The organism is Arthrobacter sp. TE26545 (genome assembly GCF_056279005.1).
Genome location: NZ_JBWBQM010000001.1, coordinates 3978354 through 3992495 on the forward strand (window position 1 = coordinate 3978354; position 14142 = coordinate 3992495).

A 14142-nucleotide genomic window follows, 5' to 3' on the forward strand; every position below is an offset into this window, starting at 1 on the left:
GTGTCCAGCGAAAGGCCGGTCGGCTGATCCCGGCACGGCTAGGGTGGCCCTATGGACGCCGCACCGCTGAACGCCATCGTGATTCCCGTACTCTCCGCCGCCATCTTCCTGTACGCCCTGTACTTCGTGGTCCGTTCCGGGGTCCGCGACGGCATCCTGCAGGCCGAAAGGAAGCGTGACGGGGAAGGCGGATCCGATGGCCGCCACTGAGCGTGCCCGGCGCAACCGGCTGCGCATCGCCGTCATGTTCGCCGCAGGTGCTGCCGCCGCCCTGGCTACCGGCATCGGGGGGCACTGGGTGGCGGCACCTACAGTCGGCTGGACCACGGCAGCCCTGGTGTTTGTCACATGGGTGTGGCTCGTTATCGGGCGCATGGATCCGGACTCCACCAAGAGGCACGCGACGGAAGAAGACCCCTCCCGCGGCACGACGGACGTGCTCATCCTCGGCGCCAACCTGCTGAGCCTCGTAGCGGTGGCCGCCGTCGTCGTCGGATCACACCAGGACGACGGCGGCGGGCTGGGTGGCCGGCTCGCCGCGGGAGCGCTGGCACTGGTGAGTGTCGCGCTGTCCTGGACGTTGGTCCAGACCCTGTTCACCCTGCGCTATGCCGAGCTGTACTACGAAACCGGTGAGGACGCGGGCGGGGAGGAGGGTGGCATCAACTTCAACCAGAAGGAACCCCCGCGGTACACGGACTTCGCGTACCTCGCCACGAGCCTGGGCATGACCTACCAGGTGTCGGACACGAACCTTGAGAACCACCGCATCCGCGCCGAAGCCCTGAAGCACAGCCTGCTGTCCTATCTTTTCGGCACCGTGATCCTGGCCGCGACCATCAACTTGGTGATCGGCCTGGCGGGGTAAGGGTTTAGGCAGCCGTCCGGAAGAACAGCTTCGCGACGGCGGCCAGCGAGTGCGGGTCCTCGGTGCCGCACAGCTCGCGGGCCGAGTGCATGGACAGCAGCGCAATGCCGACGTCGACCGTCCGGATGCCCAGCCGGGTCGCCGTCAGGGGGCCGATGGTGGAGCCGCAGGGGACGTCGTTGTTGGAGACGAATTCCTGGTACGGCACCCCGGCCTCTCCGCAGAGCCGTGCCCAGAACGCGGCGCCCGGGGCGTCCGTGGCGTAGCGCTGGTTGGCGTTGATCTTCAGCAGCGGCCCGCCGTTGAGGACAGGACGGTTGGCGGGGTCGTGCCGTTCCGGGTAGTTGGGGTGCACGGCGTGGCCGGCATCCGCGGAAACGCAGAACGACGACGCGAAAGCCTGCCGCCGTTCACTCACCGAGGCGCCCAGGCCGTCCGAGATCCGGGTCAGGATGTCTTCCAGGATCGGCCCGCACGCACCGGAGCGAGACGCGGAGCCGATTTCCTCGTGGTCGAAGGCGGCCAGGACCGCGATCGGGCCGCCGGTCGGCGCGCCCGCGGACCCATGGGCGATCAGTGCCGCCAGGCCCGCGTGTGTGGAGGAGAGGTTGTCCAGGCGTCCCGAGGCGAAGAACTCGCCCTTGGCGCCGAACACCGCCGGGGCCTGGGTATCGGCGACCACGATGTCGTAACCGCCGATCAAGGCAGGATCCACCTCCTCCGGCGCGCCGCCGTCGTCATCCGCCGGAGAAACAGAAGCGGCGAGCAGCCCCAGTAAGTCCTCCGAGCCAGGGTCCCCCAGACCGAACACCGGGTTCATGTGCTGCTGCTTGCCCAGGGTCAGGCCTTCGTTGACGGCGCGGTCCAGGTGGATGGCCAGCTGCGGGAAGCGCAGCAGCGGGCCGGTGGCGGTGAGGTGTTCGGTGCCGTCGAGCATCACCAGCCGGCCGGCGAGGCGGAGTTCGCGGTCCAGCCAGGAGTTCAGCAGCGGGCCGCCATAGACCTCGACGCCTGCCTGCAGCCAGCCGAACTTGCCGGTGGTGGGCTTGGGCTTGAGCTTGAAGGACGGCGAATCCGTGTGGGTGCCCAGGATGTTGAAGGGCGTGGCCGGTCCGGCGCCGCCGGGAACCACCCAGGCGATGAGGGCGCCGTCGCGGACCACGTAGAACGAGCCGCCGCCCTTCGCCGAGACCGGCCAGGCCTGTGCCTCGTCCAGCTTGGCGAACCCTGCGGCGTCGAGCCGGCGGGCTGCTTCGTGGACAGCGTGAAAGCTCGACGGCGACGCGGTGACGTACGCGCCGAGGTCCTGGATGTGCTCATGTGCGGTGGCAGGCATGGCTCCGAGTCTAGATGGTCACATTCAGTGCCGCCGTGTAGCCCGCCGACGCCGAGCCGGTCATTGTCGCCAGCTGGTAGACGCCGCCGTCGTCGCCGAAGACGTTGTCCGATTTCAGGGTGGTGTTGGGGAAGTTCGCGGCGCTCGTTTCGTAGCCGGCGGTGGCGTAGACATCGCGGCAGGCCGCGTCCGTGAGCGCGATCTGCGAGACCGCCAGGAGCCGGCCCGCGCTGGTGGCATTGCTCAGGGACTCGAAGACTTCGAAATGGATGTGCGGCCAGCGGCCGTTGTAGGCGCCGGGGAAGATGGTGGTGAAGCTCAGCTGGCCGTTGGCGTCGGCCTCCTGGACGCCGCGCAGGTAGTTCTCATTTTCCAGCCCGGAATCGTAGAGCGAGTACTTTCCGTCCCGGTCGCAGTGCCAGGCGTAGACGGCGGCGCCGGAAAGCGGGACGCAGCCGTTCGCGTTGTCCAGCAGGGTCAGGGTGACGGTCAGCGGGACGCCGTCGACCTTGGTGCTGGAGGTGCCGAAGCTGGAGGTGATGTCCTGGCGGACCACCCCGGAGGCTTCCAGCACATTGGGTCCGTTGGAGCCGTCGCCCGGGTAGGGACCGGCGGTTTCCTGCGGGATCTCCACGCCGCATTCGGCAAAGGCGCGGGTGACGGTCGAGGATGCGGAAGCGGACGGCGAGGCGGCCGCCGTCGTGCTGCTGGTGGCAGTGCTGCTGCTTGCGGTGCCCGACGCCGTAGCGCCGCCTGCGCTGTCCGTGGCGGTTCCGCTGCCGGTTCCGGCGGGGGTGCAGGCGGCGAGGGCCGCGGTGGCGGCGCCGCTGAACAACACGCCGAGGGTGTTGCGGCGGCTCAGCAGGGTGGAGAGATCGAACTCGAGTCCGCGGTCGTGGTCGGGATGGGGACCGTTGGAAGTTGTCATGGCTCCATGGAAGCCCGGCGGCCTGTGCCGTGTACATGCGGTTTCTGTGCCGGGGCTGTGAGTGCGGCGTCAGTAGTCCGGATTGTTGCTGGGAATCACCAGCCCGCTTTCGTAGGCGTACACCACCACCTGGACCCGGTCCCGCAGGTGCAGCTTGGTGAGGATGCGGCGCACGTGGGTCTTCACGGTGGCCTCGGAGAGGAAGAACTTGTGTGCGATCTCCGCGTTGGACAGGCCCTCGGCGATGGCCTGGAGCATCTCGGTTTCGCGCGGCGTGAGCTCCTCCAGCAGCGGGTCCCGCGGCGGCGGAGCGTGCCCCGCCGGGGACTGCCCGTGCGGGCGGGCGCCCCGCACGTAGGTTTCCAGCAACCGCTGCGTGACCCGCGGCGCCACCACGGCATCGCCGCTGGCCACCAGCCGCACCGCGTGCACCAGTTCCTCCGGGGCCACGTCCTTGAGCAGGAACGCCGAAGCGCCCGCCTGCAGTCCGGCGAAAGCGTACTCGTCGAGGTCGAAGGTGGTGAGGATGATGACCCGGGCCGCGGAATCAAGGGCGCTGAGCCGGCGGGTGGCCTCGATGCCGTCCATCCCGGGCATCCGGACGTCCATCAGGATGACATCCGGATGCAGGGCCGCGGCCTGGGCCAGGGCTTCGTTTCCGTCCGAGGCCTCACCCACCACCTCCAGGTCGGGCTCGCCCTCGAGGATGAGCCGGAAGCCCATGCGCAGCAGCGGCTGGTCGTCCGCCAGCAGCACCTTGATCGTTCCGTCTCCGCTCATGGCTTCCCCTTGTCGCCGTTCCAGTTCAATTCCGCGTGGACGCGCCAGCCGCCGTTCGGCGCGGGGCCGGCGTCCACGGTTCCCGCGTAGATCCGGGCCCGCTCCCGCATTCCGTTGATGCCCTGCCCGGTCCCGATTCCGGAACCGCGCACTCCGTGGCCACCCGCCCCGGCGACATCTTCCCGGACGTCCCGGCCGTCGTCGAGCACATCAATGGTGACCCGGTCCCCGTCCCGCAGAACGAGCACGTCAACCCGGCCCAGCGCACGCCCGTACCGCAGCACATTGGTGAGCGACTCCTGCACGATCCGGAAGACCGTGAGCCGGAAGGCGGGATCGTCGGGCAGGGCCGGTCCGGTGTGCGTGAAATGCAGCGGCAGCCCGGCGGTGCGGAAACCCTCCAGCAAGGTGGCGAGGTCCCCCGAGGCGGTGGGTGCGAGCGGCGCGGGGCGGCCGGAGTCGTCGCGCAGCACCCCGAGCACGCGGCGCATGTCCGCCAGCGCCGTGCGGCCGGTGCGCGAAAGCTCGCCGAGCACCTCCGCGGCGCGGTCGGGATCCTTCCGGACCACGACGGCGGCGCCGTCCGACAGGCTGATCATCACCGTGAGCGAGTGCGCGACGACGTCGTGCATCTCCCGGGCGATGCGGTTCCGTTCCGTGACGGAGCCCAGGCGGGCGGTCTGCGCGGCCCAGGCGCGGATCTCGGCTTCGTGCTCGCGACGCTGGCGCACCGAGATGCCGATGCCCGTGGCGATCAGGTTGGACAGCAGGATGCTGATGGCCGCGGTGATGTTGCTGATGAGGTGGTAGTTCTCCGGCAGCTCCGCATCCGCTGTCCCGCCGGGCCCGCCGGGGCTGGTCCACATGAACAGGTACAGCAGCGTGAGCGGCAGGCTCGCGGCGGCGAAGACCGTGAGGGCGGAGCGCCGCGGCCGCACCACCGCCACCGCATACAGCGCGAACCAGAGTCCTGCGGAGACATTGGTGCCCCACGGGTGCAGCAGGGTCACCCCGAGTTCCAGCAGCGCGACGGCGGCCGTCACCGTCAGCGGGAAAACCCGGCGCAGGCACAGCGCCCCGGCGGTGGCCAGGAGCAGCAGCCCGGCCGGCCATTTGCCGTCCACGACGCTGCTGATCAGGGTGGACAGCGCAAGCAGCAGGTAGCAGAGCACCACCACGGCATCCATCACGCGCGGGTGCTCATAGAAGTACCTGCGCACCCTGCCGCGGCGCCGGGCCGTGATTTCGGCGAAGGACGCCTCACCCAAGGGGACTGCCGGCCCCGGGGGGACTGCGGGGTCCACCGGGGCCGGCGCCAACGCCTGCGGTTCTTCGCTCATGGAACGAGCCTATTCGGCCTGGCGGCCGGCCAAGCTGTTGCCGGCAGGATCAGACGTCCCGCTTCTTGAGGACCACCAGCGCCGGAACCAGGAAAAGCACTACGTAGCCGAGGAAGATGAGGCCGCCCTGCCAGGGGTCCAGGATGCCGTCGGCGTGGCCGATCGAAAGGAACCGCCCCGCCGCCTCGCTGGGCAGGTACTGGGGAACGTACTTCCAGAACTCCCCGGGCGCGAAGGCCAGGAACGAGCCCGCGAACGGCAGCACGAACATGATGCTGACGAGGATGGTGATTCCGCCCGCGGAGTTCTTCAGCAGGGTGCCCAGGGACAGCCCGATCAGCGCCACCCCGGCGACGTAAAGCCCGCCGGTCAGCAGGCTGTACAACACGCCGTCGGTCCCCCAGTCCAGCGTCAGCCCCATGCCGGTGAACATCGGCGCCGAGAACAGGAAACTGAGCGCCCCGCCCAGCACGGACAGGATGTAAGACACGAGGACCAGCACCACGGCCTTGGCCACGAAGGTGGACAGCCGGTCCGGAGCGGCGTTCATGGTGGAACGGATCATCCCGGTGGCGAATTCGGAAGCGATGAACAGCACGGCCAGGGAGCCCAGGACCAGGATGCCGATGTTGAGGCCCGCGTTCGGCAGGTTGTACAGGTCGAAGCCCTGGCCGGGCGGGAAGGACTGCACGGCCTGCTGCGCCGTCAGTTTCTGCCCCCCGGGGCCCAGCCCCTCCGTAAGCTGGCGCACCACGCTCCAGCGGACCAGCGCGGACAGCACGCCGACGCCGACAATCGCCACCAGGGTGGCAATGACCAGCAGCTTGGTGCTCATGAGCGTGCGGAACTTGATGAACTCCGAGTTGAGGACCCGCAGAAAGTTGACGCCGTGGTTTGCGGCGGACGAAGCGTGTGCCCGGGTGGGGAGGGCGGCGGAGCTCATCGCTGGGATCCTTCCAAAGTGGGGGCGGGGACGGTTCCCGGGCCGGTGGCCTGGCCGGGACCGGATTCAAGGTGCGAGTGGTATTCCACCTCGTCCTTGGTGAGCTGGAAGTAGGCCTCTTCGAGCGAAGAGGTCAGCGGCGTGAGCTCATAGACAAGCACCCGGTTCTCGAGGGCCAGTTCGGCGATCCTGCGGGGTTCCAGGCCGGAGACTTCGAGGGTCTCCGTGGCGTTCTGTTCCACGCGGACGCCGTCTCCGGCCAAGAGCTGGCCCAGGCGCGAGGCCTCGGAGGTGCGGACCAGGGTGCGCTTGCGCGTCTGGCTTTCAATCAGGGAATCGACCGTGGTGTCCGCGATGATCCTGCCCCGGCCGATGACGATCAGGTGGTCTGCGGTCTGCGCCATTTCGGACATCAGGTGGCTGGAAATGAAGACCGTCTTGCCCTGCCCCGCGAGGTAGCGGGCCAGATTGCGGACCCACTGGACGCCTTCCGGATCAAGGCCGTTGACCGGCTCGTCGAGGATGAGGGTCTGCGGGTCGCCCAGGAGGGCGTTGGCGATACCGAGGCGCTGGCCCATTCCCAGGGAAAAGCCGCCGGCCTTCTTCCTGGCAACTGCGCTGAGGCCGGTCATGTCGATGACCTCATCGATGCGCTGCTTGGGGATGCCGTGCGTCGCGGCCATGGCGCGCAGATGGTTGTAGGCGCTCCGGCTGGTGTGCACGGCCTTGGCATCGAGCAGCGCACCGACCTCGTGCAGGGGAGCCTTGTGTTTGGCGTATGGCCGGCCGTTCACGGTGACGCTGCCGGCGGTGGGCCGGTCCAGGCCCATGATCATGCGCATCGTGGTGGATTTTCCGGCGCCGTTCGGGCCTAGGAAGCCCGTGACCTTTCCCGGCTGGACGGTGAAGCTGATGCCGTCCACGGCGGTCTTGTGCCCGTAGACCTTTCGCAGCCCGTGTGCCTCAATCATGAATTGCCCCGATCATGGAAGTGTCCCTTCCCTTTCGCTGAAGCCGAGTGTTGTTGACGGTATTAACAACGCTAGCCACATGCGCTCCGGGAATCGCCTGCCCCAGGGATGATTCAGGGTCGGATCAGGGTAGTCCTCATGGATGATCCCCACCTTCGGCGAGCTGGCCCGGCGAGTACACCCGCAGGTGCCCGGGCCGGACGCTGAACTCCGCGCTGCGCACCCCGGGGAGGGGCTCGCCGTCGACCGCCAGCACCAGCGGCGCGCCCAGCGCTTCGACGGCGATCCGGGAAGCCTCACGCAAATGCGTGACCTTGGAACTGCCGGCGGTTCCGGTGAGCACGCCCCAGAGCAGCCGGAGCCGGGCAAAGCGCTCATCCGCCGTGACCATGCGGATGTCCAGGACACCGTCGTCCATCACCGGGCGGGCCAGCGGCGCCAGGTCCCGCGGGTAGTAGCGGCCGCGGCCCAGGTAGAGGATCCAGATCCGGTGCCGGACGCCGTCGATCAGCAAGGTGGTGGGTGAGGCCGCCGCGAAGGTGCGCAGCCCCGCGATCAGGCCGGCCAGCGGCTTGCCGAGGGCGCCCTGGAGCCGTTCGCGCCGGCGCACGAGGTTCGGATAGACCCCGATGCTGGCGGTGTTCAGCATCGCGAACTCGCGGATTTCGTCCGTCCCGTCCTGGCCGCGACCGGCCGCAACCCTGGCCGTGTCCGCGCGGATCCCGCTCCCGGTCTCCGCGGCAGCCACGGCATCCGCGAGGGTGGAGATGCCCACGTCGCGGGCAAAGTGGTTCAGCGTCCCGCCGGGCAGCACCAGCAGCGGCAGTCCGTGCCCGACGGCGGCAGCCGCCGCGGTGCCGACCGTACCATCGCCGCCCCACACCCCGAGGGCCTTGGTCCCGGGCCGTGCGGCGGTTTCCTCGATGACCGCATTGATGTCCTCGTCGTCGCCGGCCTCGCGGATGTGCGCCTGCGGGAAGGCCTCCTGCAGGAGGTTCCCGGTCTCCGGGGTGTAGGAACCGCCCTTGGCGTTGACAACGATCGCCAGCCCGGCGCCGTCGTCGATCTTCGCAAGGGCCTCGGGGGTGCGCCGGACCGCCGGCTGTGCTTCCCGCGCCGGCCACCAGCGACGGGTGAGCAACGCCGCCCCGGCGCCGATCGCCGAGCCGAAGACCACGTCGGAGGGCCAGTGCGCCCCGGTGTGGACACGGGAATAGGCCACCCCGGCGGCCACGGGGGCGAGCAGCGCGCCGAGGGCCGGCTGCACGAAGGAGACGCCCAGGGTGAAGGCCACGGCGGACGCCGAATGGCCCGAAGGCATCGAGGAGCTGGTGGGCTGCGGGTGCACGAAGCGGAAGACCGGGAGGTGTTCGGGCAGGGGGCGGGTGCGCGGGAGGAGCGCCTTGAAGCCGAGGTTGGTGACGGCGGACGCCACACCGAGGGCAAGGAGGCCGTGCACGGCGGCGCGGCGCGGTTTGCCGGGAACGGCGGCTAGGGCGCCGGCGACGGCGAACCAGAGTTTGCCCTTGGTGGCGGCGGCGGAGAGATTGCGGAAGAAGGCGTCGTGGTTCCCGTGCGGCCAGCGGGAAATCCGGCGGAGCACGGCCCGGTCGAAATCGGCTATTTTGCCCGGGCCGCGTCGCAGGCTGCGCACAGCACGCAGGCGGTGCGCAGCCTGCGACGCGAACCCTCGGCGCAGCCCGTGCACAGGGCGCAGCCCGAGGCTCCGGCGCAGGATTGTCCGCATGGGGCCAGCGTACTCCAGGGGACTGGCGGGAGCCGGGCGGTTCGGGGTCGGGAACGACGGGCGCCGCCGTCGCGCATTAGGAGCCGCTATTAAACGGGTGCCGCCGGCCACGGAACGGGGTGTGGCCGGCGGCTTGTATTTCCGGTCGAGGGAGTGCGTTTTCCACCGGAATCTGTAGGCCCGGACCGCAGGTCCGGGCAGCTTAGGGGCGGTGCGGCCCGGCGGCTTAGTCGCGCCGGTCGAACACCAGGCCGCCCGGAACCTGGAAGGTGGGCATGATCTCCAGCATCCCCACGTTCACGTGCCGGGGGGTGTCCACGGCGTAGTCGAGGGCGTCCACGATGTCCCCCGTGGTGAGCGACTCGTAGCCTTCGTAGTACGTCTTCCACGCCTCTTCCATGGCTTCCGGGGTGCCGCCCATGTTCCGGCCGAAGATCTCGGTTTCCACCCGGCCGGGGCAGATTTCCGTGACCCGGATGCGCTTGCCCACGGTGTCGTTGCGGAGCTGCCGCGAGATCTGGTGCACGGCTGCCTTGGTGGCGTGGTAGACCGTGTGGCCGTAGAAGTTGTAAGTGCCGGCGATCGAGCTGATGTTGACGATGTGGCCGAGGTCCCGCTCCACCATGCCCGGAAGCACCAAGCGGGTCAGTTGGAGGAGGCCGCGGAGGTTCACGTCAATCAGTTCGTCGATATCCGACTCGGACGAATCCAGGATGTTCCCGGGGCGGGAGACCCCGGCGCAGTTCACCAGTACATCCACTTCCAGGCTTTCCAGTTCCGCGGCGACGGCGGCCGTGTCCGTCAGGTCCACCGCGTGCGGGATCGCCCCGGTGCGGTCGGCCAGCTCCTTGAGCCGGTCTTCGTTGCGGGCGAAGGCGTGCACCGTCAGCCCGTGCTTGGCGAGGCGCTCGGCGATGGCGGCGCCCATGCCGGTGGACGCGCCGGTCACCACTGCGGTGGTGTAGTCAGAGAAGGACATGGTTACTCCGGATGTCTTGCTTGGCGACGCCGGGCCTCCCGGAGGGGAGGACGGCACCGGATGGAAAGGGATCAGGCGTCGCGCAGCGGCTCGTGGGCGCGGTCCTTGACCGTGCTGACCGCGGCGAGGGTGCCCAGGGCGGTGATGACGGCGTAGAAGGCCGGCATGTAGATGTTGCCCGTGCTGGAAATCAGCCAGGTCATGAGTAGCGGGGCCGTTCCGCCGAAGAGCGCGGAGGAGATGTTGTAGCCCAGGCCGTAGGCCGAGTAGCGGACGCGGGTGGGGAACAGTTCCACGATCAGGATGTGGATGACGGCGGTGTGGCCGGCGAAGACGACTGCCATGAGGGAAGCGCCGAGGATGGCGAGCCCCATGTTGCCGGTGGCGATCAGCGCGTAGGCCGGGATGCCGACGATTGCCATGGCGATCGCTGCACCGGCAATGACTTTCTTGCGGCCCACGCGGTCCGAGAGGGCGCCCATGAACGGAATGGCGATGCAGATGACCACCAGGCTGCAAGCGGTGACGATGAGGGCTTCGCCGATGCTGAAGTTCAGCTGCTTGCCCTTGAGGAAGGTGGGCATGTAGGAGAACAGGACGTAGTAGCCCGAGCCATTCATCAGCGGGATGAACAGGGCCAGCAGCATGGCGCGGCGGTGTTCGGCGGACTTGAAGGCTTCCTTCAAGGGGTTCTTGGACAGGCCGCCCTCTTCTTTGAGCTTCACGAAGTTCGGGGTGTCGGCGATGGCCTTGCGGATGTAGAAGCCGATGATGCCCATGGGGATGGCGACCAGGAACGGAACACGCCAGGCGAAGGAGCCGAAGCCGCCGCCGTCGATCGCTGCCTGGGTGAGCCACGGAGACATGGAGTAGGCCACGAGCGTGCCGGTCAGCAGGGCAGCGAAGGAAGCGATCTGGGCGTAGGAGGTGATGACGCCGCGCTTGCCTTCAGGGGCGTGCTCGGCCAGGAAGGTCATGGCGCCGGCGGCCTCGCCGCCTACGGAGAAGCCCTGGAGCATGCGCAGCAGGACCAGCAAGATCGGTGCCGCGATGCCGATAGCTGCGTACGGCGGCAGCAGGCCGATGCCCGCCGTAGCCACGCTGATCAGCATGATCACGAAGACCAGGAGCTTTTGCCTGCCGATCCGGTCACCGAGGTAACCACAAACGACGGCGCCCAGGGGCCGCACGAAGAAGGACACGGCGTAGCCGGCGAACACGAACAGCAGGGCGTTGTCCGGATTGCCTGGGGCGAGGAACACCAGGGCAAGGGTTCCCGCCATGAAGGCGAAGATGCCGTTGTCGTAGAGTTCCACGAAGATGCCGACGCAGCCGGCGGTGACGACCTTGCGGGTCTGCCGGCCGGTGAGCCGCTCGGGCTGCGTTGACGCAGCGTTGGTGCTTGTTGACATGTGTTTTCCCTTGATCTTTGGAGCTTAACAAGGCCCCATGACGGTGGCGAGGGTTTTCAGATGGCGATGGCCGGTGGCAGTTCCCGCCAGCCGGGTTCGTCTCCGACGCCGAGGAGTTTGAAAACGGTGTTGACGGTTGTTCGGAGGGATTCGAGCCGCCGCATGGCGGCCCGGTAGGCCAGGGTCGCCTCGGCAACGGTGGTCTTCCGGAAGCGGACAACATCCCCGGGCCGGGCCTGTGCCAGGACATCGAGTCCAAGGCTGGTGGCGACAGCCAGGACCGGGTACCCGGCGGTGACGCCGCGTCCCCGGTGCAGGACCAGGAGTTCCTCCCTGTTGGGGACTTCGACGGCGCCCACCGGGACACCGCGGGAGAGGACCTCCGCGTTGGACATCCGTTCCGGCAGCTGGCCGCCGAGCCGGAGTCCGATGTGGTTGCTGCGCCCACTCACCGTGTAACCGGAGGCGAACAGCAGGCCGGCAGTGTCACCGAATTCGGCCACATCCGGGCCGTCGGTGACATCCACCACGAGTTCCGAGCCCATGGCAGGACGCTCTAGGCCCAGGCGGAACAACGGGATGTCGAAGTAGGGCTGCCGGAGCGGTGCAACGCTGCGCCGGATCCCGAGGACGGTTCCTTCGCCCAGTTTCAGGCCGAAGCCGATCACGGTGTCCGGGGCGCAGCTGCCCATCAGCAGGGGCGCGTCCACCGAGCCATGGATAGCCAGGTAGGAGCGCAGTCCCGTGTGGATGCCGCGGATCGCCACGGCCTCCCCGGCGCAGACCGAAACAGGTTCCCATTGGGGCTGTTCGCGGCCGCCGACCGTGAGGGTCAGGGGCGCACCGGTGACGGCAATCAGGAGGTCCTGGTCTGCGCGCATCCGGAAGTCCAACGCGGTCACTTCCAGCAGCGGGGCGTTGTCCGGGTTGCCGGCAAGGATGTTCGCGGCGCGGGCCGAGAACTGGTCCAGGGCGCCGTTGACCGGCAGGCCGAAGCGCGGTCCGCGGAAGCGGCCGAGGTCCGTGACCACGGAGTTTCCGGGCTGCTCGACGACGATGCGGCCGTTCACAGCGCCACCTCCGGGTGCAGGGCGGACGGGTGCAGGGCGGACGGGTGCAGCGCGGACGGGTGCAGCGCGGACGGCTGCAGGGCCGCAAGGTGCTTGCCGACGTAGCCGTCGAATTCCTCGTGGCTGATCGGACGGAAGCGCAGGGTGTCCCCGGGAACGTACGGGACCAGCGGTTCCCGGCCAAGGTCGAGGACGGTGAGCGGGGTCTGGCCGATCACGCACCAGCCGCCGGGCGCCACTGCCGGGGCAATGACCGCCTGCCGTCCGGCGACGGCGATCGCGCCGGCGGGGACGCTGAGGCGCGGGTCCTTCAGGCGCGGAACGGGAAACGGGAAGTCGGGGCCGTCCATCATGGGCGAACCTGCCGGAGCGCCCATGCAACGGATGGTGTAGCGCTTGGCCGAGTGCAGGGCAATGACCTCGGCCACCGTGATCCCCTGCTGCTCGGCAACCTTTTCCAGGTCCGGGCCGAAGCCGCCGCCGTAGGCGACGGGCACTTCGAACTCCTGTGGCCCGCGGGCGGAGCTGCCGGCGAGGTCCAGCTGGCGCAGGCCGAGCTGGACGAACGCGCGCAGCTGCTTGGCGGAGACCAGGGCGGGGTCGAACTCGACCAGCACGGAGTCGTAGGTGGGGACGGCGCCGTGGAGGCCTTCGGCCTCGCAGGTGTCCAGCCAGCCGGCCAGGCGGTGCACGGTTTCCCAGTTGCGTTCGGAGTCCGTGGAGACGGCCACGACGCGGACGGCGGAATCGCCGGACTCGTGGATCTCGACGGCGGGGGTGGCGAAGGTGCTCATGTCAGGCTGCTATCTGCCTTGTACCGGTTGTACCGGGCGCCCAGGACCTCGGCGAGCGGAGCAATGCGGACGCCGGCGGCGGTGAGCTCCTTGCGGATGAGCCGGGCCAGGGCGACGGCGCCGGGGTTGTCGCCGTGCAGCAGCACGGTGTCAGCCTGGATGGCGACGTCGGCGCCGGCCACCGTTTCGATGACGCCTTCTGTGACCATTCGGACGGTCCGTTCGACGATGACGGAGGGATCGTGCAGCACCGCGCCGGGCTGGCTGCGCGGAACGAGGGTGCCGTCCGCCTGGTAGGCGCGGTCAGCGATGCCGACGATCGCGACGCCGAGGCCGCGCTGTGCGGCTGCACGGGCCAGTTCGCCGTCCTGCGCGAGGACGATCAGGGAGGGGTCGGTGCGGAAGGCGGCGTCAGCAACGGCGTCGGCGTAGTCTGTGCGGGTGGCGACGAGGTTGCCCAGGCGGCCGTGCGGGGCGATGTGCGAAACTCGGGTGCCGTGGTACGCGGCGAAGGCGGAGAGGGCGCCGAGCTGGTAGAGGGTGTCGGTGCGGACTTCCTCCGCGGTGAGGTCCATGGCGCGCCGGCCAAAGCCGCGCAGGTCCGGGAAGCTGGGGTGGGCACCGATGCCGACTCCGCGGCGGACGCATTCGGCCACGGTGCGGTCCATGATGTCCGGGTCGCCGGCGTGGAAACCGCACGCGATGTTCGCGCTGGAGACGATGTCCAGGAGATCCTTGTCCTCGCCCAGGGTGTACGTGCCGAATCCTTCTCCCAGATCCGCCACGAGATCGATCACGGCAGTCACGGTGTCCTCTTTCCTCGCGGATGTTGCGGGCATCACTTCCCCACACTTCGAGGGTTCCACCGTGACGGCCCTCACGACAAAGACCTATTGGGCGTCCCACCATAAGAAAGCCTTATGGAAAGGGCGGCCGAACCCGGAGATCATGGCCAGGACGGGGTATCAAAGACT

General features: G+C 68.8%; 14 protein-coding genes. 2 read left to right on the top strand and 12 right to left on the bottom strand.

The window, feature by feature from the left end:
* Positions 1-51 precede the first annotated feature (51 nt).
* The gene (locus ACZ9CK_RS18200; RefSeq protein ID WP_426301028.1) at positions 52-210 is read left to right on the top strand and encodes a hypothetical protein; all 159 of its coding nucleotides are present in this window, start codon (positions 52-54) and stop codon (positions 208-210) included.
* Entirely contained in the window at positions 197-868 is a 672-nt protein-coding gene (locus ACZ9CK_RS18205; RefSeq protein ID WP_476050691.1) for a DUF1345 domain-containing protein, read from the top strand. The genes ACZ9CK_RS18200 and ACZ9CK_RS18205 overlap by 14 nt, the downstream gene beginning before the upstream one ends.
* Before the next feature lie 4 nt (positions 869-872).
* On the opposite strand, the gene ACZ9CK_RS18210 is transcribed toward ACZ9CK_RS18205, so the two are convergent.
* From ACZ9CK_RS18210 to ACZ9CK_RS18265, 12 genes are all read right to left on the bottom strand, one after another.
* The gene (locus ACZ9CK_RS18210) at positions 873-2204 is read right to left on the bottom strand and encodes a M18 family aminopeptidase (protein WP_476050692.1); all 1332 of its coding nucleotides are present in this window, start codon (positions 2202-2204) and stop codon (positions 873-875) included.
* 10 nt (positions 2205-2214) lie between these two features.
* Positions 2215-3132, bottom strand: coding sequence for an intradiol ring-cleavage dioxygenase (locus tag ACZ9CK_RS18215; protein WP_476050693.1), 918 nt, complete (start codon positions 3130-3132; stop codon positions 2215-2217).
* Positions 3133-3201: 69 nt separating this feature from the next.
* On the bottom strand, positions 3202-3912 hold the full coding sequence (locus ACZ9CK_RS18220) for a response regulator (RefSeq protein ID WP_426301036.1): 711 nt from the start codon (positions 3910-3912) through the stop codon (positions 3202-3204).
* Positions 3909-5252 carry a sensor histidine kinase gene (locus ACZ9CK_RS18225; RefSeq protein ID WP_426301038.1) on the bottom strand — a complete coding sequence of 448 codons (1344 nt, stop codon included), beginning with the start codon at positions 5250-5252 and terminating at the stop codon, positions 3909-3911. The genes ACZ9CK_RS18220 and ACZ9CK_RS18225 overlap by 4 nt, the downstream gene beginning before the upstream one ends.
* A 49-nt stretch (positions 5253-5301) precedes the next feature.
* Positions 5302-6195, bottom strand: coding sequence for an ABC transporter permease (locus ACZ9CK_RS18230; protein ID WP_476050694.1), 894 nt, complete (start codon positions 6193-6195; stop codon positions 5302-5304).
* Complete coding sequence (locus tag ACZ9CK_RS18235; RefSeq protein ID WP_476050695.1) at positions 6192-7166, bottom strand: ABC transporter ATP-binding protein; 975 nt, start codon at positions 7164-7166, stop codon at positions 6192-6194. The genes ACZ9CK_RS18230 and ACZ9CK_RS18235 overlap by 4 nt, the downstream gene beginning before the upstream one ends.
* 136 nt (positions 7167-7302) lie before the next feature.
* A complete protein-coding gene (locus ACZ9CK_RS18240) occupies positions 7303-8913 on the bottom strand; it encodes a phosphatase PAP2 family protein (RefSeq protein ID WP_476050696.1) in 1611 nt (536 codons plus the stop codon).
* Positions 8914-9139: 226 nt separating this feature from the next.
* A complete protein-coding gene (locus ACZ9CK_RS18245; protein WP_426301046.1) occupies positions 9140-9892 on the bottom strand; it encodes an SDR family oxidoreductase in 753 nt (250 codons plus the stop codon).
* Between the two features lie 71 nt (positions 9893-9963).
* Positions 9964-11304 carry an MFS transporter gene (locus ACZ9CK_RS18250; RefSeq protein ID WP_426301048.1) on the bottom strand — a complete coding sequence of 447 codons (1341 nt, stop codon included), beginning with the start codon at positions 11302-11304 and terminating at the stop codon, positions 9964-9966.
* 56 nt (positions 11305-11360) lie between these two features.
* Positions 11361-12374, bottom strand: a complete 1014-nt coding sequence (locus ACZ9CK_RS18255) for a 5-oxoprolinase subunit C family protein (RefSeq protein ID WP_476050698.1) — start codon at positions 12372-12374, stop codon at positions 11361-11363.
* Positions 12371-13168, bottom strand: a complete 798-nt coding sequence (locus ACZ9CK_RS18260; RefSeq protein WP_476050699.1) for a 5-oxoprolinase subunit B family protein — start codon at positions 13166-13168, stop codon at positions 12371-12373. Before ACZ9CK_RS18260 ends, ACZ9CK_RS18255 begins: the two co-directional genes overlap by 4 nt.
* Entirely contained in the window at positions 13165-13974 is an 810-nt protein-coding gene (locus ACZ9CK_RS18265) for a LamB/YcsF family protein (protein ID WP_476050700.1), read from the bottom strand. Before ACZ9CK_RS18265 ends, ACZ9CK_RS18260 begins: the two co-directional genes overlap by 4 nt.
* Between the last annotated feature and the right edge of the window lie 168 nt (positions 13975-14142).